At 65.1% G+C, this 26,696-nt stretch carries 23 protein-coding genes; 8 read left to right on the top strand and 15 right to left on the bottom strand.

Features of this window, described 5'->3' with window-relative positions; all coding sequences use genetic code 11:
- Positions 1-41 precede the first annotated feature (41 nt).
- On the bottom strand, positions 42-1,112 hold the full coding sequence (locus IAQ70_RS05765; protein WP_190988348.1) for a quinone-dependent dihydroorotate dehydrogenase: 1,071 nt from the start codon (positions 1,110-1,112) through the stop codon (positions 42-44).
- Between the two features lie 75 nt (positions 1,113-1,187).
- Here IAQ70_RS05765 and IAQ70_RS05760 point away from each other — a divergent pair, with 75 nt between their 5' ends.
- Entirely contained in the window at positions 1,188-2,228 is a 1,041-nt protein-coding gene (locus IAQ70_RS05760) for an alpha/beta hydrolase (RefSeq protein ID WP_190988347.1), read from the top strand.
- A 16-nt stretch (positions 2,229-2,244) separates the two neighbouring features.
- Here IAQ70_RS05760 and IAQ70_RS05755 read toward each other — a convergent pair whose 3' ends face one another.
- From IAQ70_RS05755 to leuA, 3 genes are all read right to left on the bottom strand, one after another.
- Positions 2,245-3,069 (bottom strand): isoprenyl transferase, encoded by an 825-nt coding sequence (locus IAQ70_RS05755; protein ID WP_190988346.1) that lies wholly within the window; start codon positions 3,067-3,069, stop codon positions 2,245-2,247.
- A 2-nt stretch (positions 3,070-3,071) separates the two neighbouring features.
- Positions 3,072-3,824 carry a DNA repair protein RecO gene (gene recO / locus IAQ70_RS05750; RefSeq protein ID WP_190988345.1) on the bottom strand — a complete coding sequence of 251 codons (753 nt, stop codon included), beginning with the start codon at positions 3,822-3,824 and terminating at the stop codon, positions 3,072-3,074.
- Positions 3,825-3,909: 85 nt separating this feature from the next.
- Positions 3,910-5,652, bottom strand: coding sequence for a 2-isopropylmalate synthase (gene leuA / locus IAQ70_RS05745; RefSeq protein WP_190988344.1), 1,743 nt, complete (start codon positions 5,650-5,652; stop codon positions 3,910-3,912).
- A gap of 254 nt (positions 5,653-5,906) precedes the next feature.
- Between leuA and IAQ70_RS05740 the strand changes: the two genes are divergently transcribed.
- Positions 5,907-7,859: a M13 family metallopeptidase gene (locus IAQ70_RS05740; protein WP_317983593.1), complete on the top strand. Its 1,953-nt coding sequence runs from the start codon at positions 5,907-5,909 to the stop codon at positions 7,857-7,859.
- A 70-nt stretch (positions 7,860-7,929) separates the two neighbouring features.
- Here IAQ70_RS05740 and IAQ70_RS05735 read toward each other — a convergent pair whose 3' ends face one another.
- From IAQ70_RS05735 to IAQ70_RS05715, 5 genes are all read right to left on the bottom strand, one after another.
- Positions 7,930-9,495 carry an LCP family protein gene (locus IAQ70_RS05735; protein WP_190988342.1) on the bottom strand — a complete coding sequence of 522 codons (1,566 nt, stop codon included), beginning with the start codon at positions 9,493-9,495 and terminating at the stop codon, positions 7,930-7,932.
- 96 nt (positions 9,496-9,591) lie between these two features.
- A complete protein-coding gene (gene era / locus IAQ70_RS05730; RefSeq protein ID WP_190988341.1) occupies positions 9,592-10,566 on the bottom strand; it encodes a GTPase Era in 975 nt (324 codons plus the stop codon).
- Positions 10,550-11,881, bottom strand: coding sequence for a hemolysin family protein (locus IAQ70_RS05725; protein WP_190988340.1), 1,332 nt, complete (start codon positions 11,879-11,881; stop codon positions 10,550-10,552). The genes era and IAQ70_RS05725 overlap by 17 nt, the downstream gene beginning before the upstream one ends.
- On the bottom strand, positions 11,878-12,351 hold the full coding sequence (ybeY, locus tag IAQ70_RS05720) for an rRNA maturation RNase YbeY (RefSeq protein ID WP_190988339.1): 474 nt from the start codon (positions 12,349-12,351) through the stop codon (positions 11,878-11,880). Before ybeY ends, IAQ70_RS05725 begins: the two co-directional genes overlap by 4 nt.
- A complete protein-coding gene (locus tag IAQ70_RS05715; RefSeq protein WP_190988338.1) occupies positions 12,348-13,433 on the bottom strand; it encodes a PhoH family protein in 1,086 nt (361 codons plus the stop codon). The genes ybeY and IAQ70_RS05715 overlap by 4 nt, the downstream gene beginning before the upstream one ends.
- A 439-nt stretch (positions 13,434-13,872) precedes the next feature.
- Between IAQ70_RS05715 and IAQ70_RS05710 the strand changes: the two genes are divergently transcribed.
- Positions 13,873-14,760 (top strand): GerMN domain-containing protein, encoded by an 888-nt coding sequence (locus IAQ70_RS05710; protein WP_317983592.1) that lies wholly within the window; start codon positions 13,873-13,875, stop codon positions 14,758-14,760.
- Positions 14,761-14,795: 35 nt separating this feature from the next.
- Here the strand turns inward: IAQ70_RS05710 and IAQ70_RS05705 are convergent, their stop codons facing one another.
- The 3 genes from IAQ70_RS05705 to hrcA all read right to left on the bottom strand — a co-directional run bounded on the left by IAQ70_RS05705 (position 14,796) and on the right by hrcA (position 17,798).
- Positions 14,796-15,581: a 16S rRNA (uracil(1498)-N(3))-methyltransferase gene (locus IAQ70_RS05705; RefSeq protein WP_190988336.1), complete on the bottom strand. Its 786-nt coding sequence runs from the start codon at positions 15,579-15,581 to the stop codon at positions 14,796-14,798.
- A gap of 2 nt (positions 15,582-15,583) precedes the next feature.
- Positions 15,584-16,711, bottom strand: a complete 1,128-nt coding sequence (gene dnaJ / locus IAQ70_RS05700) for a molecular chaperone DnaJ (protein ID WP_190988335.1) — start codon at positions 16,709-16,711, stop codon at positions 15,584-15,586.
- A gap of 73 nt (positions 16,712-16,784) precedes the next feature.
- Positions 16,785-17,798, bottom strand: coding sequence for a heat-inducible transcriptional repressor HrcA (hrcA, locus tag IAQ70_RS05695; RefSeq protein ID WP_190988334.1), 1,014 nt, complete (start codon positions 17,796-17,798; stop codon positions 16,785-16,787).
- A 172-nt stretch (positions 17,799-17,970) separates the two neighbouring features.
- Between hrcA and IAQ70_RS05690 the strand changes: the two genes are divergently transcribed.
- Both IAQ70_RS05690 and IAQ70_RS05685 read left to right on the top strand, forming a co-directional pair.
- Complete coding sequence (locus IAQ70_RS05690; protein ID WP_190988333.1) at positions 17,971-18,819, top strand: DUF3097 domain-containing protein; 849 nt, start codon at positions 17,971-17,973, stop codon at positions 18,817-18,819.
- Between the two features lie 145 nt (positions 18,820-18,964).
- A complete protein-coding gene (locus tag IAQ70_RS05685; RefSeq protein WP_190988332.1) occupies positions 18,965-19,375 on the top strand; it encodes a DUF4870 domain-containing protein in 411 nt (136 codons plus the stop codon).
- Between the two features lie 127 nt (positions 19,376-19,502).
- Here the strand turns inward: IAQ70_RS05685 and hemW are convergent, their stop codons facing one another.
- Complete coding sequence (gene hemW / locus IAQ70_RS05680) at positions 19,503-20,732, bottom strand: radical SAM family heme chaperone HemW (protein ID WP_190988331.1); 1,230 nt, start codon at positions 20,730-20,732, stop codon at positions 19,503-19,505.
- Between the two features lie 25 nt (positions 20,733-20,757).
- The gene (gene lepA / locus IAQ70_RS05675; RefSeq protein ID WP_190988330.1) at positions 20,758-22,614 is read right to left on the bottom strand and encodes a translation elongation factor 4; all 1,857 of its coding nucleotides are present in this window, start codon (positions 22,612-22,614) and stop codon (positions 20,758-20,760) included.
- A gap of 164 nt (positions 22,615-22,778) precedes the next feature.
- On the opposite strand from lepA, the gene IAQ70_RS05670 reads away from it, so the two are divergent.
- Complete coding sequence (locus IAQ70_RS05670) at positions 22,779-23,336, top strand: type II toxin-antitoxin system PemK/MazF family toxin (protein ID WP_190988329.1); 558 nt, start codon at positions 22,779-22,781, stop codon at positions 23,334-23,336.
- A 170-nt stretch (positions 23,337-23,506) separates the two neighbouring features.
- Positions 23,507-23,767, top strand: a complete 261-nt coding sequence (gene rpsT, locus IAQ70_RS05665) for a 30S ribosomal protein S20 (RefSeq protein WP_011692086.1) — start codon at positions 23,507-23,509, stop codon at positions 23,765-23,767.
- A gap of 120 nt (positions 23,768-23,887) precedes the next feature.
- Here the strand turns inward: rpsT and holA are convergent, their stop codons facing one another.
- Positions 23,888-24,904 (bottom strand): DNA polymerase III subunit delta, encoded by a 1,017-nt coding sequence (gene holA, locus IAQ70_RS05660; RefSeq protein ID WP_190988328.1) that lies wholly within the window; start codon positions 24,902-24,904, stop codon positions 23,888-23,890.
- 800 nt (positions 24,905-25,704) lie between these two features.
- On the opposite strand from holA, the gene IAQ70_RS05655 reads away from it, so the two are divergent.
- Entirely contained in the window at positions 25,705-26,646 is a 942-nt protein-coding gene (locus tag IAQ70_RS05655; protein WP_190988327.1) for a hypothetical protein, read from the top strand.
- The last annotated feature ends 50 nt before the right edge of the window (positions 26,647-26,696 follow it).

Raw genomic sequence — 26,696 nt, 5'->3', positions numbered from 1 at the left:
CGGCGGACGGACCGCCGGGGATTTTTTCTGCCGTTCAGCACTCAGCGTCGGCGCATTTTGGCCAGTCCACGATTAACCCGTGCTGCCCAGAAAGGACCTTCGTAGAGGAACGCCGTGTAGCCCTGGACCAGCGTCGCCCCGGCATCCAACCGTTCCTGGACATCCTGCGCCGTTTCGACCCCGCCCACGGCCACGAGGGTGACCGCGCCCCCGGTGGCTTCCTTGAGCCTGCGGAGGACTTCAAGGGAACGCTGCTTCAGCGGTGCACCGGACAGGCCGCCGGCCCCGCATTGGTCCACCTTTGCTGCCGGTGACTTAAGGTCCGAGCGCCCGATGGTGGTGTTGGTGGCGATGATGCCGTCCAACTTCAGGTCCAGCGCGAGCCGCGCAACGTCGTCGATGTCCTCGTCACTCAGGTCAGGGGCAATCTTCACCAGCAGCGGGACGTGGCGGCCAGCAGCCTTGTCCGCCTCCTCCCCCACTGCGGCCAGCAGCGGACGAAGGGTCTGGACGTCCTGCAGGAGACGGAGCCCGGGCGTGTTGGGGGAACTGACATTGACCACCAGGTAGTCGGCTGCCGGTGCGAGGCTCCGGGCGCTGATCAGATAGTCGGCCACGGCATCGTCGAGTTCCACCACCTTGCTCTTCCCGATATTCACCCCGATCACCGGCCGGATATTGGGGTGCTTACGCCGGAGGGCCGCCCGTGCAGCTTTGAGGCGGGGCTCGACGGCGGCCGCACCGTCATTGTTGAAACCCATCCTGTTGATCACCGCGCGGTCCTCAATCAGGCGGAAAAGGCGCGGTTTCTCATTTCCGGGCTGCGCCTGGCCCGTGATGGTGCCTACTTCGACGTGGCCGAAGCCGAGTTCCGTCAGGGCTTCGATGCCCAGTCCTTCTTTGTCGAAACCGGCTGCAAGGCCGAACGGGGACGGGAAGGTCACGCCAAAGGCAGTGGTCTGCAGGGACGGCGCAGGTGCCGTAAACCGCTGAAGCAGCCGCCCCGCACCGGAGCTGTGGGCAAGCTTGATCCCTTTGAATCCGATCTTGTGGGCGCGTTCGGCGTCCATCCATGAAAAGGCCAGCTTAAAGAATGTCGGATATACGCGCATGGCTCTAGTTTTCCGTCTTGGGCGGTGCAGACCAAACCGGGCCGTTACAGAAGGCTGCCCGGCTACCATAAAGCCATGGAGTGGCAGCCTGACATCCTCGGTGCGGGCTTCGAAGCGTGCACGTTCGAGGCATCGGGAGCCGACGGCGTCCTGCGGACCGCGACGCTGGTTCGATTTCGCCCCGGCATGGGCGGGACCGACACGGATCAGCGCGCCAGGCAACACCCTGGCACACAGCAGCGACCACGACGGACGGTGTTGTTCCTGCATGGCTGGAGCGACTATTTCTTCAACGCTGACCTTGCGCGCTTCTGGACGAGCACCGGATACGAGTTCTACGCGTTGGACATGCATAACCACGGGCGCAGCCTGCGCCCCGAGGCGCCGGGCGGCTACGTCGCAGACCTGGCAGACTACGACGCCGAAATCGGCCAGGCCATGGCCATCATCCGGGCCGATCCGGGCGGCCCGGACGAACCGCAGCTGGCGCTCATGGGCCATTCCACCGGCGGCCTGGTGGCTGCCTTGTGGGTCAGCCGCCACCCGGGAGCAGTCTCGCACCTGATACTGAACAGCCCGTGGCTGGAGATGCATGGGAGCGCGTTTGTCCGCTACGCAGCCTCCACGATGGTGAGACCGGTGGCGCGCTTTCGGCCCGAGGCGATCCTGAGGCTGCCCGAACGGGGATTCTATTGGCGGACGATCAGCAATTCGGCCGATGGCGAGTGGGCCCTTGACGACAGGTTCCGGCCGCCCATGGCTTTCCCGCTGCGCGCCGGTTGGCTGAGCGCCGTCCTGTCGGGCCATGCCCAGGTGGCCCGGGGACTGGGCATTGACATCCCTATTTTGGTCCTGCTCTCGCGGGGCAGCGCCACCGGGCCGTTCTGGACTGAGGAGATGCGGCGGACGGACGCCGTACTGGACGTGAACATCATCGCCCTCCGGGCGCTCACGCTGGGGCGCACCGTTACGGTGGAACGGATTGAGGGCGCGCTCCATGACGTCTTCCTCTCACCTGCTGAAGTGCGGGCGGACGCATATGCCCGGCTTTCCCGGTGGCTGCGCGGCTACGGCACCCCTGCACCCGGGCTCGCCGATTCCGGACCTGACGCATGACCTGCCGGGTGCAGTCCTACCCTTGGGTGGTGGCTGCGTCCACTGCGCCGCCGTAGCGCCGGTCCCGCTGGGCGTAAATCTCCACGGCCTCCCACAGTGTCCGACGGTCCACATCCGGCCACAGGGTGTCCATAAAAACGAACTCAGCGTAGGCCGACTGCCACAGCAGGAAGTTCGAGAGCCGCTGCTCCCCCGAGCTGCGCAGGAACAGGTCAACATCGGGCAGGTCCGGTTCGTCCAGGAACTTCTGGATGGTCTTCTCCGAGATTGACCCGGGCTTAAGCCGGCCCGCCGCTACTTCGACGGCGATGGCGGAGACCGCGTCCGTGATCTCGGCCCGGCCGCCGTAATTAACACACATGGTCAACGTGCACGTGGTGTTTCCGGCGGTGAACTCCTCAGCCTCTTCGAGTTCGCGGATGACCGATCCCCACAGCTTGGGCCGGCGGCCGGACCATCGGACCCTGACACCCCACTCGTCCAGCTGGTTCCGTTGCCGGCGCAGCACATCCTTGTTAAAACCCATGAGGAAGCGGACTTCCTCCGGAGAACGGCGCCAGTTCTCCGTGGAGAAGGCATAAACACTCACATACTCGATGCCGAGTTCGATGGCGCCGGCCATCACATCCAGGAGGGCGGGCTCGCCGGCTTTGTGACCCTCGATCCGCGGCAGTCCGCGCTGGTTTGCCCAGCGGCCGTTCCCGTCCATCACAATGGCCACATGGCGGGGGATGAATTCGGCCGGGATCGCCGGCGCAACCGCGCCGGACGGGTGCGGATACGGTGCCACCACGGGGGCGGTTCGTGTCCGCGGAGGATTCTTCTTTTTTCCCAAAGCCACTGTCAGCCACGCTCCACATGTTTGAGGGATTTCAGGACACGCTCAAGGTGCCATTGCAGGTATGCGGCCACCAGCCCGGCGGCTTCCCGGCGGTGCAGCACTTCCGAACCGTCCGCCGTCGTCCAGTCCCCTGTCAGAAGGGCGCCCAACAGCATCACGGTTTCAGCCGCGGGCGCGGGTGACCCGGGCGGCCGGCAGTCAGCGCAGACCATGCCGCCGAGGGGGGCCGAAAACGCAGTATGGGGTCCGGGGCGGCCGCAGCGGGCGCAGGCCGTGAAACTCGGCGCCCACCCGCCGGTAGCGAGGGCCCTCAACAGGTATGAATCCAGGATCAGCCCCGGTGCGTGGTCGCCCCGGCTGAGGGAAGCCAGCGCCCCCACCAGCAGGTTGTATTGGGCGGTGCCCGCCTCGCCGTCGACGTCGGTAAGTTTCTCGGCTGTTTCCGTCATGGCCGCGGCAACGGTGTACCGTCCATAATCCGCGGCGATGTTGCTGCCGTAGGCGCCTTTGGCAACAGCCTGGGTGACAATGTCCAGCGTTTTTCCCGAGACGAGCTGGAGGTCCGCGACCATGAACGGCTCCAGCCGGGCACCGAACTTGCTGCTGGTCCGCCGCACGCCCTTGGCGACTGCCCGGATCTGGCCGTGGTGCTTGGTCAGGAGCGTGATGATCCGGTCCGCCTCACCCAGCTTGTGGGTACGCAGCACCACGCCATCATCGCGGTAAGACCGCGCAGCAAAGGATTGTTGGACCACGGTTAATCTTCGCACTGTGTCCCGGAAAGCCGGCAATGCCGGTGCGTTGCGCGCCGTGGCTTGCGGCGCGCAACGCTATTCCGGATCAGGCGCGGGAATCCCGGATGGCACGGTTGACCGCCGAAATGACGGCTTTCAGCGAGGACGTGCTGGTGTTGGCATCCATGCCGACGCCCCACAGGACCCGCTCCCCCACCGCGCACTCGACGTAAGCGGCGGCCGTGGCGTTTCCGCCCTCGGAGAGGGCGTGCTCGCTGTAATCCAGCACCCGGACGTCCACGCCGTCATCGTGCAGGATGCTCAGCAATGCAGCAATGGGACCATTTCCGGTGCCGGTGCGGCGGACCTGCGCACCGTCCACGGTGAGTGAAGCATGCAGGGTGGTCAGCCCGCCGTCGTCATCGGTTTCGGTGCTGAAGGAGCCCAGGGAGTAGCGGCCCCACTGACCATCCGCCTCGCTCGACGGCAGGTACTCGTCCTGGAAAATCTGCCAGAGCTGGGATCCGGTGACCTCACCGCCCACGGTGTCCGTGCGCTTCTGGATTACGCCGGAGAATTCGATCTGCGCGCGGCGCGGCAGGTCCAAGCTGTGCTCGTTCTTGAGCAGGTAGGCCACGCCACCCTTGCCGGACTGCGAGTTGACCCGGATGACGGCTTCGTAGCTGCGGCCCAGGTCCTTCGGGTCAACGGGCAGGTACGGGACGGCCCACGTGAAGTCCTCCACGGCCTTGCCGGCAGCAGCGGCGTCCCGCTCCAGGGCCTCGAAGCCCTTCTTGATGGCGTCCTGGTGCGAGCCGGAAAAAGCCGTGAACACGAGGTCCCCGCCGTACGGGGTGCGCTCGGCGACCGGCAGCTGGTTGCAGTACTCCACCGTGCGCCGGATCTCGTCGATGTCGGAGAAGTCAATCATGGGATCGATGCCCTGGACGAACATGTTCAGGCCGAGGGTGACGAGGTCCACGTTGCCGGTCCGCTCGCCGTTGCCGAACAGGCAGCCCTCGATCCGGTCCGCGCCGGCCAGGTAGCCCAGCTCGGCTGCGGCCACGCCGGTGCCGCGGTCGTTGTGCGGGTGCAGGGAGAGAATGATGCCTTCGCGGGGGTGCAGGTGGCGGTGCATCCACTCGATGGAATCGGCGTAGACGTTCGGGGTGGCCATTTCGACCGTGGCCGGCAGGTTGATGATGACCTGGCGGTCAGCAGAGGCTTCAAACACATCAGCGATGGCGTTGCAGACCCTGACGGCGTATTCCAGTTCGGTGCCGGTGAACGACTCCGGGGAGTATTCATACGTGATGTGGGTGTCGACGAGGGTTTCCTCGTACTTCTTGCACAGCCGGGCGCCCTGCAGCGCGATGTCCAGGATCCCGTCCTCGTCCTGGTTGAACACCACGCGGCGCTGCAGGACGGACGTGGAGTTGTACAGGTGGACGATGGCCTGCCTGGCGCCGACCAGCGATTCGTAGGTCCGCTCGATCAACTGCTCGCGTGCCTGCGTGAGGACCTGGATGGTGACGTCATCCGGGATGTGGTTGCCTTCGATCAGCTGGCGGACGAAGTCGAAGTCGGTCTGCGACGCCGACGGGAAACCGACCTCGATTTCCTTGTAGCCCATGCGGACCAGCAGGTCGAACATCTTCATCTTGCGTGCAGGGCTCATGGGATCAATCAATGCCTGGTTGCCGTCACGCAAATCCACCGCGCACCAGCGCGGGGCCTTGGTGATGATTTTGTCGGGCCAGGTGCGGTCAGGCATTTCAACGGTGATCTGGTCCTGGAAGGGCAGATACCGGTGGGCGGGCATTCCAGAGGGCTTCTGTGCGTTTCGCATTACTATCGGGGCCTTTTCTGTGGTTCATATCTGAAAGGGTGGCCGGGCAACACAAACTCCGCGACGAGGATGGGCCTTGCGCTAGATCGCGTCTGAGGCCTCGCCGCGGCAGCTAAGAAGAAGCAGTTCTGCGCGCACCATTTGAGAGTAACACGGGTGCGTAAGATGAAGGAGCAACACCTCCAGCAACGTCCACCATGCAGACGCCGCGCCGGTGCCAGCGCCGCCGCGGCATGTCACACGAAGGAGCCTCTGTGCCCATCTCGGGGATCGATTTGTCCAACATTGACCACAGCGTCAGGCCGCAGGATGACCTGTACCAGCACGTGAACGGGTCCTGGCTCAAGGCCACTGAAATTCCGGATGACCGGCCGCTCGAGGGAACGTTCACCGCGCTGCGGGACGGAGCGGAAATCGCCGTCCGGGACATCATCGAGGAGGCCGCTGCCAAGGGCGATGCCGCCAGCGGGATAGAGCGGAAAGTTGGCGAGCTGTACAACAGCTTCATGGATGAGGCCACGGTGGAGGCCAAGGGCATGGATCCCATCAGGGCCCGGCTCGCCGAGGTATTCGCCACGACCTCCGTGTCAGATCTGGTCGCACTGGCCGGGAGGCTCTTCCGCTCCGACGTTTCAGGGCTTTTTTACATCTACCCGGCACCGGACGCGGGCAATCCGGACCGCGTACTGCTGTATACCGGCCAGGGTGGCCTGGGCTTGCCCGATGAGTCGTATTACCGCGAAGAAAAGTTCGCTCCCATGGTCTCCGCGTACCAGGGGTATGTCCGGAACATGTTCAGTTTGGCCGGAGTGGAAGACGCCGAGTCGGCGGCCAGCCGCGTGGTTGCCCTCGAAACCAACCTGGCTTCCCACCACTGGGACAACGTCACGCTGCGGGACCCGCAGAAGACGTACAACCTGAAGTCGTCCGATGAGGCAGCCGCCCTGTTCCCGCTCCTGGGGACGTGGTTCGAGGCTGCGGGGATCGCAGCGGCCAAGCGGGACGAAATTGTGGTCAGCACTCCGGACTTTTTCAGCGGGGCCGCGGCCCTACTCGAATCGGAGCCACTGCCGGTGTGGCAGGAATGGCTGGCGCTGCGGGTCATCAACGCGGCCGCACCATATCTGTCCGCCGAGTTCGTGGATGCCAACTTCGCGTTCTATGGAACAACCATCAGCGGCACGCCGCGCAACAAGGACCGCTGGAAGCGTGCAGTCGCCGTCGTCGAGGCCGCACTGGGCGAAGCCGTCGGGCAGATCTACGTGTCCCAGCACTTTCCCGAGTCGCACAAGGCGCGCATGCAGACCCTCGTGGCCAACCTGATCGAGGCCTACCGGCAGAGCATCACCGGACTGGACTGGATGGGCGAGGAAACCAAGGCAGAGGCGCTCCGGAAGCTGGAAGCCTTCCGGGCCAAGATCGGCTACCCGGACAAGTGGATCGATTATTCAGCAGTGGAAATCGATCCCGCCGATCTCCTCGGCAACGTGGAGCGCGCCCATAACGCCGACGTCGACCGGCACCTCGATGAGGTGGGTAAGCCCGTGGACCACGACAAGTGGCTCATGACCCCGCAAACGGTGAACGCCTACTATCACCCGATGCTGAACGAGATCGTCTTCCCCGCCGCCATCCTGCAGCCGCCGTTCTTCACGGCCGACGCCGACGACGCTGTGAACTACGGCGGCATTGGCGCAGTCATTGGCCATGAGATCGGCCATGGTTTTGATGACCAGGGTTCGCAGTTCGACGGCGGTGGTGCTCTCCGGAACTGGTGGACGGAGGATGACCGGAAGGCGTTTGAAGAACGCACCGCGAAGCTCGTAGCGCAGTTCGATGTTTTGTCCCCTTACGCCGCACCCGGACACAACGTCAACGGCAAGCTGACGCTGGGGGAAAACATCGGCGACCTCGGCGGCCTGACCATCGCCTACAAGGCCTACCTGCTCAGCCTGGACGGCAAGGAACCGGAGGTGTTGGACGGGCTGACGGGACAGCAGCGCTTCTTTGCCTCCTGGGCAGCGGGCTGGCGCCAGGTGATCCGGCCCGAGGAAGCCATCCGGCGGCTCGCCACGGATCCCCACTCCCCCAACGAGTTCCGGACCAACGCCATCGCCAGGAACCTCGACGCCTTCCATGAGGCTTTCGGCGTGACCGAACAGGACGGCATGTGGATGTCGCAGGAGGCGCGCGTCAGCATCTGGTAGTCCACATCTGCTGGTCGCAAAAAGAGGCGGGGCCCTGTTGGCCCCGCCTCTTTTGTCATTTTCGCTGAAGTCAGCCGCGAACGATCAGGTATGGATTGGCCTGCTGGCAACGGCTGTCGCCTGCGGTCTGGTTGACGATGTCCTCGGGCAGGGCGACGGGGCCCGAGCCGGCGCCGTAGGTGACACCTGAGGTGAAGTCGGTTCCCAGATAGGCCTGCACCCCAACTACGCCGGGTGCGGACTGTACCTGCGCTGCTGGAATCCCCAGCAGGGCTGCCACATCAGCGGCGACGTCGTCAAAGCCTGTCCCGAAGTACACCGCGCTTTGCGTCACCGGCGTGGCTGTGAACTGGCCGGTCTGCGTGAAGCCGCCGGTCACTAGCGCCTGCACGATTTCCTGGGCCCGTCCCGGCACGCCGCTGCCGTTGGCTACGGTGACCGGCTGGATGGCCTTGTTGTAGGTCGGTGCGGGCGGCGTGGTTTCTGTCGGCGCCGCGGAGGGCGTCGCGGGTTCCGAAGGCGCCGTGGGATCGGTGAGATCAATGTCCTTCTGGAGGGCAGTGAACAGCTGGGAGCCTGCCGGTTCGGCAATCTGGAGACGGTTGGGGTCTGAGAGGGCCGGGGTGGTGGGCACCGCGACGAAGGCCACCTTGCTGATGTCAATGTCCTTCAGCCGGTTGCCGATGGTGAGCAGCGAGGGCACGGAGGAGAGCCCGTCATCCACGGTGAGGTTCTGGGTGACTGTGTCCGCGATGTTCAGCATTTTCGCCGGGTTGGACAGAGTGCCGTCGTCCTTGATCTTCCTTGTCAGGGATGACAGGAAGCCCTGCTGGGCTTTGATGCGGCCGAGGTCGCCGCCGTCGGCAAAGGCGTGCCGGGTCCGCAGGAACGCGAGTGCCATTTCCCCCTGCACGGAAGACGTGCCCGCCGGGAGCCGGAGGTGGGAATCCGGGTCATACACGGCGTCGCTGATGCAGACGTCCACGCCGCCGACGGTGTTGGAGAGTTCCTTGACGGCGTTGAAATCGGCCATCATGAAGTGGTCGACCTTCATGCCCGTCAGCTTGTTGACCGTATCCACGGCGCAGCCGATGCCGGCCTGCGACATTGCCTCGTTGATCATCACGCCGCTGAGGGCCGGAAAGGACATTTTTGTTTTCTGGTCGGTGCAATGCGGAATGTCCACCAGCAGGTCCCGGGGGAAGCTGATGACGCTGACGCGCTTGTTATCGGCGGAAATGTCCATCAGCATCATGACGTCAGACTTGCCGTAGCCTTTGGAGTCCTCCACGGAGCCATACTCGGCGTTCTTGCCGTCCCTGGTATCCGAGCCCAGGATCAGGATCTGCATCCTGCCCGTCGAGTCGTTCCCTGCGTTGGTGCCGTCCCCGGCACTCAGCGGTGCGGTGGTGATGTTCGACTGAAGGCGGAAGTACCAGTAACCGGCGAAGCCGAGGCCGCCAAGCAGCACAACTGTCAGGACAGCTGTGGTCACCTTCAGCCACCCGGGCATGCGGCGCTGTCCCCCGAAGTGCCGGGCTACGCCGACGGCGCCGGCGTCCGCGTGCCGGGAGACCGGACCGGCTCCGGCTGACGCGTCAGCTCCGTACTCGCGCTTATCGCGGCTGAGCCCCATATGGTGTACCTTCCTCGAAAATTTCAATCCGACCCATTTTAGTCGCCATTTCTGGGAACTTCCCGGTTACCGGCCGGGGCAGGGTGTGCCGACGGGTCAGAACCCCAGTTTGACCAGCTGCTTGGGGTCCCGTTGCCAGTCCTTGGCGACCTTCACATGCAGGTCAAGGTAGATGCGGGCGCCCAGCAGCGCTTCGATCGCCTTGCGAGCGTTGGTGCCGACCTCGCGGAGCCGGGCGCCGCCCTTGCCGATGATGATGGCCTTCTGGGAAGGACGCTCCACATAGAGGTTGACCCGGACGTCCAGGAACGGCCGATCCTCCGGCCGGCCTTCACGCGGAACTATTTCATCAACGACGACGGCCAGGGAGTGCGGCAATTCGTCGCGGACGCCCTCGAGGGCGGCCTCCCGGATGAGCTCGGCGATCATCACTGCTTCCGGTTCGTCCGTCAGGTGCCCCTCCGGGTACAACGGCGGCGACGGCGGCATGTGGCTGATGAGCACATCAGCCAGGGTGTTCACCTGGAAGCCGTCGGCGGCGGAGACCGGAACGATGTCCTTCCAGCCGTCCTCGCCGAGGACTTCCCGGCCCAGTGCGGCGACGGCGAGAAGCTGCTCGGTGAGGGCCTGCCGGTCCACCAGGTCTGCCTTGGTCACAACTGCGATGACGGGCTTGCTGCCCAGCTGCGCCAACTGGGCGGCGATGTATTTGTCGCCGGGGCCGATTTTCTCGTTGGCGGGGAGGCAGAAGCCGATCGCGTCGACTTCGGCCAGCGTGTCGGCCACCAGGTCATTAAGCCGTTTGCCGAGCAGGGTGCGGGGACGGTGCAGGCCCGGGGTGTCGACGAGGACCAGCTGGGCGTCCTCCCGATGGACGATGCCCCGGATGGTGTGCCGGGTGGTCTGCGGCTTGGCGGAGGTGATGGCCACCTTCTGCCCCACCAGGGCGTTGGTCAGGGTCGATTTGCCCGCGTTGGGGCGCCCGACCAGGACCGAGAAGCCTGCCCGGTAACCGCCGTAGTCCGGTGTGTCGGAGCCCTGGCTGGCCGGGCGGTTATTTTTCTTGCTCACGTGGAACTCCCTGCTGGGTTGCTTCCGCCTCGTCAAAGAGGTCTTGAAGGTCAGTGTCTATCTTTGGAACGGCTGCCGCAATGATGTGGCTGACCCGGTTGCGCCTGCCTTCCAGCCGTTCTGCGCGCAACGAGATGCCGTCCACTTCCACGTGGCTGCCGACGATCGGCACCCGGCCCAGGGCCTTGGCCAGGAGGCCACCCACGGTGTCCACCTCGTCGTCGTCGAGCTCGATGTCGAAGAGCTCCCCCAGGTCATCAATGCTCATGCGTGCGCTGACGCGGTAGGCGCCGCCGCCCAGGGCCACGGCTTCGGCGCTTTCGGTGTCGTATTCGTCCACGATTTCGCCGACAATTTCCTCGATGAGGTCCTCGAGCGTCACCAGGCCGGCCGTGCCGCCATATTCGTCGATGACAATGGCCACGTGCGTTGATTCCTTCTGGAGTTCCCGCAGCAGCTCGCTAACCGGTTTGGACTCCGGAACGTACCGGACTTCGCGGGCCAGCGCTTCCACCGGCGGCTGTTTGTCGTCGGGGCCCAGCTCGTGGAGCGTCGCGGCCACATCCTTGAGGTAGACGATTCCCAGGATCTGGTCCGTGTTGTCGCCGATCACGGGGATGCGGGAATAGCCCGAACGCAGGAACAGCGACATTGCCCGCCTGAGGCTGGAGCCGGCGTCGATGCTGAGGATGTCCGTCCTGGGGACCATCACGGCGCGCACCAGCGTATCGCCGAAGTCAAAAACGGACTGGATCATTTCCGCTTCGTTGTCCTCGATCATGTCCGACTCGGAGGCACGGTCCACGAGTTCGCGGAATTCCTGTTCACTGAAGAACGCTTCATCGCCCGCCGGCGCACCGGGTGCGGCTGCGCTGCCGAGCGCCACGAGCCACCGCGGGATGGGTCCGAGGATCCAGGTCAGGAACCGGATCAGCGGCGCCGTGTACCGGACGACGGCGCCCGAATGCAGCCTGCCGATCTGGCGGGGGGAAACCCCGACGATAACAAACCCCACCAGGGCCATGATCCCCGTGGCGGCCAATCCGGCGAGCCAAACGTTGTCGAGCAGGCTGTGCAGCAGGACGGCGACGGCCACGGCCGACGCCATCTCGAACCAGATCCGCCAGAACCGCAACGCCCTGATGTGTGCCACCGGCTGGGCAAGGATGCGGCGCATGGCGTTGCCCCTGCTCTTGAGGAGCGCTTCCTCGGCGTCATGCCGGGGAAGGAAAGTGAACGCGGCGTCGGCAGCGGTCAGGAGGGCTGCGGTGCTGAGGAAAACCAGGGCCATGCCTACAAGGAGCAGGGGCGTCACTGCGTAGTCTCGGCGGGTGCGTCCTTGCCCGTGAATCCGGACAGTAACTGGCGCTGGAGGCTGAACATTTCTTCCTTCTCCTCAGGCTCAGCGTGGTCATAGCCCAGCAGGTGAAGAATGCCGTGCGTCGTCAGGAGCAGCATCTCGTCCTGCAGGGCGTGCCCGGCGTTGGCGGCCTGGACCTGTGCAACCTGGGGGCACACGGCAATGTCCCCGAGCATCCCCTGCGGCGTGGGCCGGTCCGGTGTCCCCGGCGTGAGCTCATCCATGGGAACCGAGAGCACGTCCGTTGATCCGGGCTCGTCCATGAGTTCGATGTGGAGCTTTTCCATGGCGGGTTCGTCCACCAGCAGGATGGAAAGCTCAGCCTGGGGGTGGATGAAAAGCTGTTCGAAAACGTACCGGGACAGCGCCACGAGCTCCGCTTCATCAACCTGGATGCCGGATTCGTTGTTCACTTCGATGCTCATGCGCGTTCCGCCCGCTTCTCACGGCTTACTGAGTGTTTGACTTTGTTCCGCTGGACATCATCCCAAACGCTGTAGGCCCGGACGATGTCGCCCACCAGGCGGTGGCGGACCACATCCGTGGAGTCCAGGACTGAGAAGTTCACATCCTCAATGCCCTGCAGGATCTCCTCCACGATGCGCAGCCCCGAACGCGTCCCGAAGGGAAGGTCGACCTGGGTGACGTCGCCGGTGACCACCATTTTCGATCCGAAGCCGAGACGGGTCAGGAACATCTTCATCTGTTCCGGCGTGGTGTTCTGGGCCTCGTCCAGGATGATGAACGCGTCGTTCAGGGTGCGCCCGCGCATATAGGCAAGGGGCGCGACCTCAATGGTCCCTGCGGCCATGAGCCGAGGGATCGATTCGGGGTCCATCATGTCGTGGAGCGCGTCGTAAAGCGGGCGCAGGTAGGGGTCGATTTTGTCACTGAGCGTGCCGGGCAGGAACCCCAGCCGCTCGCCGGCTTCGACGGCCGGCCGGGTCAGGATGATGCGGCTGACTTCCTTCTGCTGCAGCGCCTGGACGGCCTTCGCCATGGCCAGGAAGGTCTTGCCGGTGCCGGCGGGGCCGATGCCGAAGATCACCGTGTTGGCGTCGATCGCGTCAACATAGTTCTTCTGGTTCAGCGTCTTGGGCCGGATCGTCTTCCCCCGGCTGGACAGAATGTCATGGGTGAGGACATCCACGGGGTTCTGCAGGGATTGGCTGCGGAGCAACGCCACGAGCTGCTGCAGGACGGCGGGGCTGATGACGGTGCCGCGGGCCACAAGGCCGCGAACTTCATGCAGCAGGCGCATGATGCGGGGCACTTCGTTCGCGGGGCCGCTGATGGAAAGTTCGTTTCCGCGGACATGGAAGTTGACTGCCGGGAACTGTTCTTCGATGTACCGCAGGGCCTCGTCGTGACTCCCGAGCGATTGGACCATCTGATCGGAGTTGTCAAAGAGAACCACCTCCGTCCGGACACCGGGAAGTGAATGGGGAAATTCTCCGGCGGCGCGCTCGGTGTTCAGCCGGCGCTTTCCGTTCGTTGATTCAGTCATGATGCTGGCCCGCAGGCCCGTGGTCTCCTCCAGTTCGAACTTAATACCGCCGGATGCTGCGTGGGCGGGCTGTTGCCGAGCACGCAGGAGCCAGCGGTTCCTTCCATCTTACGCCAGCAGGGCCCTCGTCGCGGCGCCCCACGGCGCCGTCGCACCGGCGTTCCCGGAGCCGATACCTGCGCGCTGCCAGGCGACATTAGATATCAACTTCATATCAGGCGCATATCGTTCCCGTTGCAGTTGGGCCCGTGCGGTCGTTTGGGCCCTTGAGGCGTGCCGCACTATGCCATGCTTGAAATTCAGGCCGTCCGGGGACCGGCTTGCGGGGCTCAGGGCCCCATCAGTCACAGCCAGGAAGGACAGGGCCATCAGAGTGCCGGAAACATCCGCCCCCCGCTCGGCCGAACGTGCCGCGCGGCCGTTTCGTGCACGGGGCGCAGTGGCTCTCCTTCCGGCGTTGCTCCTGCTGACCGGCTGCATCGCCGATCCCGGCCCCGAACCGATATTGTCGGCGAACTCCACTGCGGCCGCTACCGGCTCCCCCGGTGTGCCCTCCACGAGTGCACCGCTGGAAACCACGCAGTCCTCGAACAAGGCGCCCGTGTACTGGATCGGCCGCAGCAATGGCAATGTCTTTCTTTACCGGGAGTTCCGGGACGTCCCGGAACAGGAGAACCCGGTGACGCGTGCGCTGCGGGCCATGATGTCCGAAAAGCCGCTTGACCCCGATTTCTTCACCCCCTGGCAGAGTCCCACGGAGCTGGCAACCTCGATCTCCGGAAAAAATGTCATTACCGTCGACGTGTCCGCAGATGCCTTCAACAGCAATCTCGACGCCGACATGGCAGTTCGCGCCATCCAGCAGCTGATATTCACCGCCACTGCTGCGGCGGCCAGCTCAGGGCTGATCGACTCGGGCCAGCAGATCCAGGTCCGGGTCCTGGTGGACAGCCACACCGACTACGTAGCCTTCGGCCATGTCCAGCTGGGTGCCCCGATGTCACGGGCTGCCGGGATGGTGGCGCCGGTGTGGATCATCGATCCGCAGGAGGGCACGGACATCGCCGGCGGCAGCGTCAAGATCACCGGCCGCAGCACGGTCCCGGGTGGCAAGCTGCGGTGGCAGATCCTGCGGACCGCGGGGAACGGGGACAAGACGCCGTACCTGACCGGTGAGACTACGGCCGGCGCTGACGCCGCCCAGTCCGGACTGTTCACGCTTGCGCTCAGCCTCTCGTCCGGAAGCTACGAGCTCCGCGTATCGCAGTCCGATGGCGGCAACAGCGGGGAACTGAACGTGGACACGCGCAAGTTCAACGTCAGTTAGTCCGCGCCTCCGGTCAGTTCACGCAGCGCGTCGGCTTAGGCCCGGGCGGCGCTCCAGCGCCCCAACACATCGCTCGCAAGCACGACGGCGGCGGGTCCGGCAGTGGAGGACCTCAGGACATGGTTGCCCAGGAGTGCCGTCACGGCACCGGCATCGCAGAGCCTGGTGACTTCGCGGGGACTGATGCCACCCTCCGGACCGACGATGAGCAGGATTTCCCGGGGGCCGCCGGCCCCCGGCGCGGCGGCATGCCATGCCTCCAGCACGGACCGTAGCGGCCGCACGGCGTCCTCGTGGAGGATCACCGCGAGGTCCGCCGCTGCCACGGCTGCTACCAGGCCCGGGGTTTCGACGGCGGCGCGCACCTCGGGAATCCAGGCGCGCCGTGCCTGCTTGGCTGCTGCCGTGACCACGGACTGCCATTTGGCATGGGCTTTCGCGGCGCGCTCACCCTTCCAGCGCACAATTGATCGTTCCGACTGCCAGGGCACAACGGCGTCGATCCCCAATTCCGTGGCCGTTTCCACGGCGAGTTCATCGCGGTCACCCTTGGCCAGGGCCTGAACAAGCACCAGCCGGATGTCAGGCTGGTGCTCCACAGCCAGTTCGGCGCATTCAACGGTGAGTTCGGCGGGTGAGGCGGCAACAACCGTTCCGGTCAACCGCTTGCCGGCGCCGTCGGCGATGTCCACGGACTCCCCGGGCGCCAACCGCTTAACTGTCACTGCATGGCGCGCTTCAGGGCCCTGGAGGGTATAGCGGGCGCCGGGAACCAGGTGGTCCAGTGACCCGGCGCCGCCGAAGAATACGGGGTTGCTCACCCCTACAGGTTACCGAGCCGGTCCCGCAGCTTGGCGAAAACGCCGCCGCTGGCCGTCAGTTTGCCCTCGGTGAACTGTTCGCCGCGCAACTTTGCCAGCTGCCGCAGGAGGTCCTCCTGCGCGGCGTCGAGCTTTGCGGGCGTCTCCACCTGCAGGTGGACCATCAGGTCACCGCGGCCGTAGCCACGCAGGTGCGTGACGCCCAGCCCGCGCAGCGTGATGACCTCGCCCGCCTGGGTGCCTGCTTTGACGTCGATTTCCTGCAGCCCGTCGAAGGTTTCCAGGGACACTTCGGTGCCCAGGGCAGCTGCCGTCATCGGAATGTGGAGCGTCGCGTGCAGGTCATCGCCGTCCCGGACGTAGGTGGGATCGTTGTTGACCCGGATCTCGACGTAGAGATCACCGGAAGGTCCGCCGGCAGGGCCGGCCTCGCCCTGACCGGACAGCTGGATCCGGGTCCCCGTTGCGACGCCGGCCGGCACCTTGATGGTGAGTGACCGGCGGCTGCGGATGCGGCCCTGGCCGTTGCACTCGTTGCAGGGATCCTTAATGACAGTTCCGAACCCTTCGCAACTGCCGCACGGGGCCGCCGTCATGACCTGGCCCAGGATGGAGCGCACGGCTCGCTGGACCTGGCCGCTGCCGCCGCAGATATCACAGCGCTCGGGATGGCTGCCTTCGCGGCAGCACGAGCCGTTGCAGGTGGGGCAGGTGACGGCGGTATCCACCTCAAGCTTCCGGTTGACGCCGAAAACGGCATCGCGCAGTTCGATCCGCACGCTGATGAGGGCGTCCTGGCCGCGGCGGACCCTGGACGCGGGGCCGGACGATCCGCCGGCGCCGAAGAAGGTATCGAAGATGTCCTGGAACGCGAATCCCTGGCCGGCATATCCCCCGCCGCCGAAGCCGTTGTCAGTCCCGTTCTCGTTGCCGGTGGTGTCATAGACGCGGCGCTTCTGGGGGTCCGAAAGTACCTCGTAGGCATGGGTCACGGCCTTGAAGCGGTCCGACGCATCGTCCCCGGGGTTAACGTCCGGGTGAAGGGTGCGGGCCAGCTTGCGGTAGGCCTTCTTGATCTCTTCTCCGGTGGCTTCCGGCGAGACTCCGAGGACGTCGTAGTGGCTGCTCAAAGTTCGTATCTCTTCCCTGTTGTACTTCCGGCAGCGTGGCTGCCGGCACTGCTCTTAATGCCTGGACCGGTTATTACGGACCCAGAATTCTTGAAAGGTAACGGGCTACTGCCCTGACCGCGGCCATCGTGGTGGGGTAGTCCATCCGGGTGGGACCCAGGACGCCGACCTTGGCGGTGCTGTCCGGGCCGTAAGCCGTGGCCACCACCGAGGCTTCGGCCAGTCCGTCGTAGGGGTTTTCCCGGCCGATGCTCACGGTCACTCCCCGCGGGTCCTGAGCCATGTCGCTGAGGAGGCGGAGCAGGACCACCTGTTCCTCCAGGGCCTCAAGCACAGGGCCGATGGTGAGGGGGAAATCCACGTTGGACCTGGCAAGGTTCGCAGTGCCCGCCATCACCATGCGGTCCTCGCGGCTGCTGTGCGCGAGCGTTTCCAGCCCGTGAGCCAGTGCCTGCGCAGCTGCCCGCTGGCCTGGCGCGACGGCAGAGACCACACCCGGCAGTGACTGGGCCAGCCGGCTCAGCGGCGTGCCCGCCAGCGAGCCGAGGAAGTGTGTCCGCAGGGCAGCGATCGCGTCCTCACCGAGGTCCTGCCCGACGTCGATCACGCGCTGTTCCACCTTGCCCGTGGTGGCGATGAGCACCAGCAGGACCTGGCGCGGCGCCAGGAGGACAAATTCGATGTGGCGGATGGTGGCCCGGCTCAGGTGCGGGTACTGCACCACGGCCACCTGGTTGGTCAGCTGGGAAAGCAGCCTGACAGTCCTGTCCAGCGCATCATCCAAATCATCCGCGCCCTCAAGGAGCGACTGGATGGCCTTCTTCTCCGCCGGGGACAGCGGCTTGACCGCCGAGATTTGGTCCACAAACAGGCGGTAGCCCTTGTCTGTGGGGATCCGGCCCGCGCTGGTATGCGGGGCGGTGATCAGGCCCTCGTCTTCCAGGGCGGCCATGTCATTGCGGATGGTGGCGCTGGACACTCCGAGGTGGTGGCGTTCAACCAGGGCCTTGGAACCCACGGGCTCGCGGGAGTGCACGTAGTCCTCCACGATGGCACGCAGTACTTCAAGTTTGCGCGGCTCGCTCACACTCCACCTCCATCCCTGGTTGCGCCTCGATCATCACGGCATTGGTCGCGGCTCGTTAGCACTCGACATGCCTAAGTGCTAACAGTCTAATATGACTCGCCCCGTTGTTAGCATTGGTACCGCTCCGGGCGAACATTCGGGGGCACGATCTAGCGCAAGGCGGAATCAATCCATGCAATACCAGAACTGGGGTCCGCAGGAGATCACCGCACCCGTTCGGAACGAACTCCCCGAGGTTCCCGTGGAACGCGGCATGGTGCTCGAAGACGCCCAGTCCGGCTGGGTGGGAGCGGTCACCCGCGTGGAGAAGTCCGGCGGGATGCATGTGGTTGCCCTCGAGGACCGGCGCGGCAAGTCGCGTTCGTTCAAGCTTGGATTCGGGTTCCTCCTGGAAGGCCAGCCCATCAGGCTGATGCCGCCGGCGCCCCGGCAGAACGCGGCCGTGCCCGCCGGCCGGACGGCATCCGGTTCAGTCCGCGTGGCGGGCCAGCGAGCCCAGGTGGCCAAAGCCAGCAGGATTTGGGTGGAGGGAAAGCACGACGCCGAACTCGTGGAAAAGGTCTGGGGTGACGATCTCCGGGTGGAAGGCATCGTCGTCGAGCCTTTGCATGGCATCGATGACCTCGCCGGGGCGGTGGCCGCCTTCGGTCCCGGGCCCAACCGGCGGCTGGGGATCCTAGTGGACCACCTGGTGCCTGACTCCAAGGAGTGGCGCATCGCCGCCGGTGTGATGGCCTCCCCGGGCGCCGCCGGGAATGTGCTGATTGTCGGGCACCCCTACGTTGACGTGTGGCAGGCAATCCGCCCCGCCGTGCTCGGCATCGAGCAGTGGCCCGTGGTGCCCCGGGGGCAGGACTGGAAGACCGGCATCCTGGCCGCCTTCGGCTGGCCGCACGCCACGAAGGAAGACATCGGCCTGGGCTGGCAGAAGCTGCTGGGTGCGGTCCGCAGCTACGCAGACCTTGAAGCGTCACTGCTCGGGCGGGTGGAGGAAGTCATCGACTTCCTGACGGCGCCCTAACTCCGCGGACCCTTGAATGGCCGAAGGACAGTCCCGACGGCGGCATTTGCCGCGCGAACCAGTATTCTTGGTACTGCAGAGGCTGTTGCCGCACCAGACCGGCAGTCTCCAAGCCAGCACCAATGCACTTTCGAAGGATGAAACCGTGGCACAAAACGCACGCGAGCACCGGGACGACCAAGGCCGTTCCGAGTATCAGGGCGTTCCCGCAAATGCGCTGCCCCTCACGGCCAGCGAAGACCGTCAATGGGCCACGCTGGCGCACTTCGGCGGGATCCTCGGTTGTGTGCCGTCGCTGCTGATCTACCTGATTTTCCGTGAGCGCGGACCGTTCACCGCGCAGGAATCCAAGGAAGCACTGAACTTCAGCCTGCCGCCCACCATCGCGGCGCTGGTGGCCAACATCCTGGTATTCATTCCGGTGGTCGGAAACATCTTCGCCGTCATCGCCACGCTCATCTGGATCGCGCTGACCTGCTTTTCGGTGTCCGCCGGTATCCATGTCAACAAGGGCCAGCCGCACCGCTACCAGTACAACCTGCGCTGGATCAAGTAGTCCCACCCGCACCCTGCGGGCCTGGGCCCACGCCCGCAGGGTTCCCTGGCCGAGCTTGCGAGGTTAGGGTGCGGGTGGGGAGGGTTCCCTGGCCGAGCTTGCGAGGTTAGGGTGCGGGTGGGGAGGGCTAGTCCGGCAGGATTCTCCGGACCACGGCGTCCGCCAGGAGGCGCCCCTTCAGGGTCAGCACCAGGGATCCCTTGATCGCAGCGGGCGCGTCCACGAGGCCTTCGGCAATCAGCCCGGCCACAGCGTGGCGGCCCGACTCCCCCAGCGTCGCGATGGCGAGCCCCGAAACCAGCCGGGCCTCAAGCATGACGCGCTCCACGTCCCGCGTTTCGGCGTCGAGCGTTTCCCTGCCCGCAGCGGGCGAGAGCCCCTGGGCGAGCCGCCCCGCATACGCGGTGGGGTGCTTGACGTTCCACCAGCGCACACCGCCCACGTGCGAGTGCGCGCCGGGACCGATGCCCCACCAGTCGTCCCCGCGCCAGTAGGCGAGGTTATGCCGGCACGCCTGTTCCGGCGTCCGGGCCCAGTTGCTCACCTCATACCAGCTGAGCCCCGCCTCGCCGATGAGCTCGTCAGCGAGTTCGTACTTGTCGGCGTGGTCGTCGTCGTCGATTCCCGAAACTTCGCCCCGGCGGATCTGGGCGGCGAGCTTGGTGCCGTCCTCCACGATCAGCGCGTAGGCGCTGATGTGGTCCGGCTGATAGGACAGCGCGGTTTCCAGGGAGTACCGCCAGTCGTCGAGGGACTCCCCCGGCGTTCCGTAGATCAGGTCCAGGCTCACGGCCAGTCCTGCCTCACGTGCCCACTGCACCACCTGCGGCACCCTGCTGGGTGTGTGGGTACGGTCCAGGACTTTGAGCACGTGTGGAACGGCGGACTGCATACCAAAGGAAACGCGCGTGAACCCGGCGTTCTTCAGCACCGCAAGGGATTCGGGGGTGACGGAATCCGGGTTCGCTTCAGTGGTGACTTCGGCGCCATCCTCCAGGCCCCATTCCGCGACGGCGGCCGTCAGGATCCGCGCAAGGTCCTCGGCCGGGAGGAGCGTGGGGGTCCCGCCGCCGAAGAAGACCGTACTCAGGGGCCTCGCCGGCAGCCCGGATTCGGTCAGGACGCGGGCGGCCATCCGCACCTCGGAGATGGCAGTGTCGGCGTAGGCGTCCTGGGACGCGCCGCCGCCGAGTTCCGTGGCCGTGTAGGTGTTGAAATCGCAATATCCGCACCGGACCGCGCAGAACGGGATGTGCACGTACAGCCCGAAGTTCCGGGCCGCCGCACCGTCTGCTGCCTGGCCGGGCAGCAGACCGTCCGACGGCGCCGGGTCACCAAGGGGAAGAACGCTAGGCATCAGCGGGGCCCCCACTGCGCGGTTGTCACTTCTTCTTGGCCTTGTCCTTTGATTCGTCTGTGGTGAGGGCAGCGATGAACGCTTCCTGCGGCACCTCCACCGTACCCACCATCTTCATGCGCTTCTTGCCTTCCTTCTGCTTTTCCAGCAGTTTGCGCTTACGGGAGATGTCACCGCCGTAGCACTTGGCCAGGACGTCCTTGCGGATGGCCCGGATGCTTTCGCGGGCAATGATGCGCGAGCCGATGGCCGCCTGGATGGGCACCTCGAACTGCTGCCTGGGGATAAGTTCACGCAGCTTGGTGGTCATCATCACGCCGTAGGAATAGGCCTTGTCACGGTGCGTGATGGCAGAGAACGCATCGACCTGTTCGCCCTGGAGCATGATGTCCACCTTGACCAGGTCGGCTACCTGCTCTCCGTCGGCCTTCCAGTCCAGCGAGCCGTAGCCGCGGGTCTTGGACTTGAGGATGTCGAAGAAGTCGAAAACGATTTCTGCCAGCGGGAGGCGGTACCGGATTTCCACCCGGTCTTCGGACAGGTAGTCCATGCCGCCCATGACGCCGCGCCGGCTCTGGCAGAGTTCCATGATGGCGCCAACGAACTCGTTCGGGGCCAGGATGGTGGCGGAGACCATCGGCTCGCGGACTTCCGCAATCTTGCCGACCGGGTACTCGCTGGGGTTGGTCACATGGACCACCTTCTTGTCCTCCAGCGTCACCTCGTATTCCACGTTGGGAGCGGTGGAGATCAGATCCAGGTTGTATTCGCGTTCGAGGCGTTCGCGGGTGATTTCCAGGTGGAGCAGGCCCAGGAAGCCCACGCGGAAGCCGAAGCCCAGCGCGGCCGACGTCTCCGGCTCGTACACGAGAGCGGCGTCGTTGAGCATCAGTTTCTCCAGCGCATCACGGAGCACCGGGTAGTCCGTGCCGTCCAGGGGATACAGGCCGGAGAAGACCATGGGCTTGGCGTCGGCATAGCCCGGCAGCGACTTGGCGGCAGGCTTGGCGAGGTTGGTGACGGTATCGCCGACCTTGGACAGGCGCACGTCCTTCACCCCGGTGATAAGGTACCCGACCTCGCCCACGCCCAAGCCCTTGGACGGGGTGGGTTCCGGGGAGCTCACGCCGATCTCAAGGAGTTCGTGCGTGGCGCGGGTGGACATCATCTGGATGCGTTCGCGGGGATGCAGCATGCCGTCAACCACCCGGACGTAGGTGACCACGCCGCGGTAGGTGTCGTACACCGAGTCAAAGATCATGGCGCGCGCCGGGGCGTCGGGGTCGCCCACAGGCGCCGGAAGGTCCCGGACGATCTTGTCCAGCAGGGCCTCGACGCCCATGCCGGTCTTACCCGAGACGCGGAGAACGTCCTCGGGATCGCCGCCAATCAGGCTTGCCAGCTCCGCCGCGTACTTCTCAGGCTGCGCTGCCGGGAGGTCGATCTTGTTCAGGACCGGAATGATGGTGAGGTTGTTCTCCATCGCCAGGTAGAGGTTGGCGAGGGTCTGCGCCTCAATGCCCTGGGCCGCATCCACCAGCAGGACCGCGCCTTCGCAGGCTGCCAGTGAGCGGGAGACCTCGTATGTGAAGTCCACGTGGCCAGGAGTGTCGATCATGTTCAGGGCATAGCTGCTGCCATCGAGTTCCCACGGCATGCGAACGGCCTGGGATTTGATGGTGATGCCGCGCTCGCGTTCGATGTCCATGCGATCCAGGTACTGGGCCTTCATATCGCGGGGCTGAACCACTCCGGTCAACTGCAACATGCGGTCGGCCAAAGTGGACTTGCCGTGGTCAATGTGCGCGATGATGCAGAAATTCCGAATGATGGCCGGATCTGTCGCGGCGGGCACCGGGGCGGTGCGGGCCATGGGAGACACGCAGGGTCCTTACTGTTGGCAGTCATGCGGCCGCCACCAGGACGCACAAAAGGCACCCTGGGGCCGGACCGCATATTTTGAACTTCCAGTGTCCCACGTCCGGACGCCACGCACTGCATCGTTCGGCAGACTGCCGGTCAGCCGGCCGGCGATATTGTTTCCCCATGCCTATAAACTTCCGCTCGCTGGCCAACGCCGTCCGGACCTCCGTTAAGGTTCTGCAAAAACTACGCTCTGGCGCTGCCGGGCCGGCGGCCCACCCCGCACCGGACACCGGCCGCCAGGCGACCCCGTCCAGGCCGGCCCCGGCGGGGACGCCCACGGGGTATCCGGGGGACTTCAGGGGCGTCTCGACCATCCGCTACGCTCCCCGGCCGGACGGCAGTGCCGATCCCGGCGAGATCGTCTGGACGTGGGTGCCCTACGAGGAGGACCACACGCGGGGGAAGGACCGTCCAGTCCTGCTCGTCGGGAAGAACGGCCGGTACCTGCTTGCCCTGATGCTCACCAGCCGGGACCACGATCAGGACGCCCACGGCTCCGGCGACTACGTGGACATCGGGACCGGCGCGTGGGACCGCCAGCGACGGCCGAGCGAAGCGAACCTGCGACGGGTCCTGCAGATCGCGCCGGACAGCATTCGGCGCGAAGGTGCCGTGCTCGAGCGAAAGCCCTTCGATCAGGTGGCCGCGGGACTGCGCCGGCGACACGGCTGGAAGTAACCTGCCGGAATGGCCAGCCTTCCGGCGGGTCTGCTATTCTTTATAGCTGTGTGTCCGTGCAGGTCGACGGCCACTGATGGTTGGCCGCCATAGGTATCCCCACGCCGCTCAGTCAATGGCCAATCTGAAAGCCCTCTAGACCATTTCCGCATTAAAAAGAGAGTTCACACGTGGCTAATATCAAGTCCCAGAAGAAGCGCATCCTCACCAACGAAAAGGCACGCCTGCGCAACAACGCAGTCAAGTCTGAGCTGAAGACGGCCATCCGCGCCGTCAACACCGCCGTTGAGTCCACTGACAAGGATGCAGCTGCTGCTGCCCTGGTTGCAGCCAGCCGCAAGCTGGACAAGGCTGTCAGCAAGGGTGTTCTGCACAAGAACAACGCAGCGAACCGCAAGTCGGCGATCTCCAAGAAGGTCAACGCACTGTAAGGTTTCCAGTTCACTTGAACTGATGATTGTGGCCGGCACCCGGTGGGTGCCGGCCACAACTCTTTAAGCCCTGTCTCTGGAACCGGACATCACGCCGAACCCGTCATGCCTGGGCCTGCGTCAGTGGCGCCGGGCGGATGTCGCGATGACGGTCACCGCGTGTTCAACGGCATAAACCGGGTCACGCGAAAGACCCTTCACCTGCGCGTCGGCCTCGGCGGTGGCCTGGATGGCGCGGACCAGACCGTCCGGGGTCCAGTGGCGGACATCCCGCTGGGCCTGCTCCACCAGCCAGGGCTGCATGCCCAGTTCCCTGGCTATCTGTGCCGACGATCCCTGGGCGCCGGCCACTTTCGCTAACGTCCGCAGCTTGGCTGCCAGTGCGGCAACCAGCGGCACAGGGTCAGCGCCGGTGGCCAGTGCATGGCGGAGTGTTGACAGGGCGAGCGGTCCGTTGCCGGCCATGGCGGCGTCGGCAACCTTGAACGCCGTGGCCTCGATTCTGCCGCCGTAGTAGCGGTCCACCAGCTCGGGAGTTACGGCTCCCGTGGCATCGGCGATCAGCTGGCTGCAGGCTGCCGCCAGTTCGGAGAGGTTGGCGCCGACGGCGTTGACCAGAGTCTGCACCCCGTCGGAGGTGATCTTCCGTCCGGCGGCGCGGAATTCCGCGGCCACGAATGCTGACTTGTCGGCGTCCTTCTTCAGGGGCTGGCAGTCCACCACCGGCCAGCCTCCAGCCTTGACTGCGTCAAGGAGCTTCTTGCCGCGGACTCCCCCGGCGTGCCGCAGGACAAGGACAGCGTCCGGTTCAGGACGGGACAGGTATGCCAGGGCGTCGGCGAGGAAGGCGTCGTTCATGCTTTCAACGCCCTCGACTTCGATGAGTTTGTGTTCACCGAAGAGGGAGGGGCTGACATTCATGGCGAGGGTGCCCGGCTCGTAGCTGCCGGCCGCCAGGCGGCTGACCTCGACGTCGGGAAACGCCGCCCTCACCTGTGCGCGGATGTGGTCCATGGCGCGGATGCCGAGGTATTCTTCGGGTCCGCCCACCAAGACGACTCCCGCGGGGCTTACGTCCCGCCAGGAGGCAAGATTCGACGGCGTTGTCCTGGTTCGTGTGGTTGCGGCTGCGGCCATGGTGGATTCCTCCCGGAAATTCTGGTGCAGTGTCTAAGCCTGCCACGGCGGGCCCCTGCCTCCAAGCCGCGGCCGTCGTATCCCGGCGGGGTGCACGGGGAACGAAGGCGACCAAGGGAAGGCTTTCTCAAGCCACGCAGCCGGCTGTCTGCGGATTCCAGCAGGGCCGCGGTCTAGGCAGCGTGAGGCCCAACACGAACCACGGTATTTGACGTGGCCGGACGGCGTAACGAAGCCCCGGCAGTCCCGCAGCGGTCCGGGCGGTATCGGCTACGCCTGCACTGAACGTTGCCGCGGCGGCGATCAGGACCAATGGGTCCAGGTCTCTTCGGAATGTGGGTGCCGACATCGGGTGTCGCGGCTGCGGCCATATGGTGGTCCGAAGGTGCGCCGATATGGATCGAGGATTCGACGCTTATTGCGGCCTCCGTGTCGGCAAGCGAACTGCCTCCCGCAACCACAGCCGCAAAGACCCTGGCGCCACTGCGACGTCAACCCCGCCATGCTCAAGAACGGAACGCTCGATCAAGAAAGAGCTCCCCAAGTCCCTTCACCGAATGCATAGGGACGCCCCGCCGGCCGGGCTGGGGAACCGCAGCCGCGGGCAGAGATAGCGGGTCCGGATCCGCCCGGTCCGTTCACGGGCTCATGCGCGATGCTGCCGTAACGCGACGGTAACGCCGCAGTCATAGCGTGCATATACATGTCATCGGCGCAAAGGGAGGTTTGTGGTGCCCACCGGGAAGAAGGAAGGTCGCCTCGCATCTAGACGTTTTTGGCCCTATGAGCCGGCCCGCACCATGCTTATCGCCGTGCTCGTCTTGGTCATCTTATTGGCCGCTTGGGGTTTACTCCGCGAGTTGTTGCATTTCGACAAAGTTGAAGCCGGATGGGTGTTGCTCGGCATCTTCGCTCTCACTTTGCTCCCAATCGTCCTGCTTTTGCTGGAGGGCATCGGCGCCGCCGGTGGCTCTGTCGAAATCGGTCAAGTCAAGGTGGCGCTGACCGACGCCGCGGGAGCGCAGACACTTGTCTTGGCCCCACCAAATGTTGCGCCGAACACCGTTATCGCAGACTCCGGTAGTCAGCGGATCATCGAAGGGTTGCGGCGCGCAGGCACGTCCAAGATCGTCGTAGTCAGTTTGCAGGACGGCCACGCATGGTGGGAGTCACGGCTGCTGATCCTGTGTGTCGGCGCGGTGCGGCTAGGCCAACCACAAGTGATTGTATTCACCGCGACGCGCCAGAATAGGCCTGATCAGTTCGTCGGGTGGGCCCACCCGAATGAGATCCGGGACCGCCTTCTCGGTGCCAATGCCGACTTCGGGGCCGCACACGACACGGCCATGGGGCTCTCTGCGGCCGCCCGGCAGATGCACGCCCTCGGCACGGACATCACCCAAAGCCCCAGAGTCAGCAACAAACGATACATTGTCTACCCTGGCGTTGCCGGCTTTCTGAACCCGTTTCTTGAAGAGCAGATGCTCGCTGATGCTCTTGCGGCGGGTGAAAACGACTCTCATCGGGAGATCAGTCTCAGCCGGCTCAAAGACCTTCTGAATCCGGTTCTTCGCAAAGGATATGTTGACCGCACGGATCCCGACGCCGAGTGGTTCAGAAAGGCGCTTCGGTCTAACGAAGAATATCTCGCCATCACGGACGCCGGGACTTATGTTGGTCTAATGACGCGCGCAGAGGTTGTGACGGAAGTGCTCCTCGCCCTTGCCTCAACCAAGCGATAGCCGCGGCCTGAAAGGTTACGGCTGCTGCCCGGGCCCGGTCCATTTGCCCA

Source organism: Pseudarthrobacter sulfonivorans, assembly GCF_014712225.1.
GTDB lineage: Bacteria > Actinomycetota > Actinomycetes > Actinomycetales > Micrococcaceae > Arthrobacter > Arthrobacter sulfonivorans.
The sequence above is the reverse complement of the archived record's forward strand: the minus strand, read 5'-3'. Positions and strand labels throughout refer to the sequence as shown.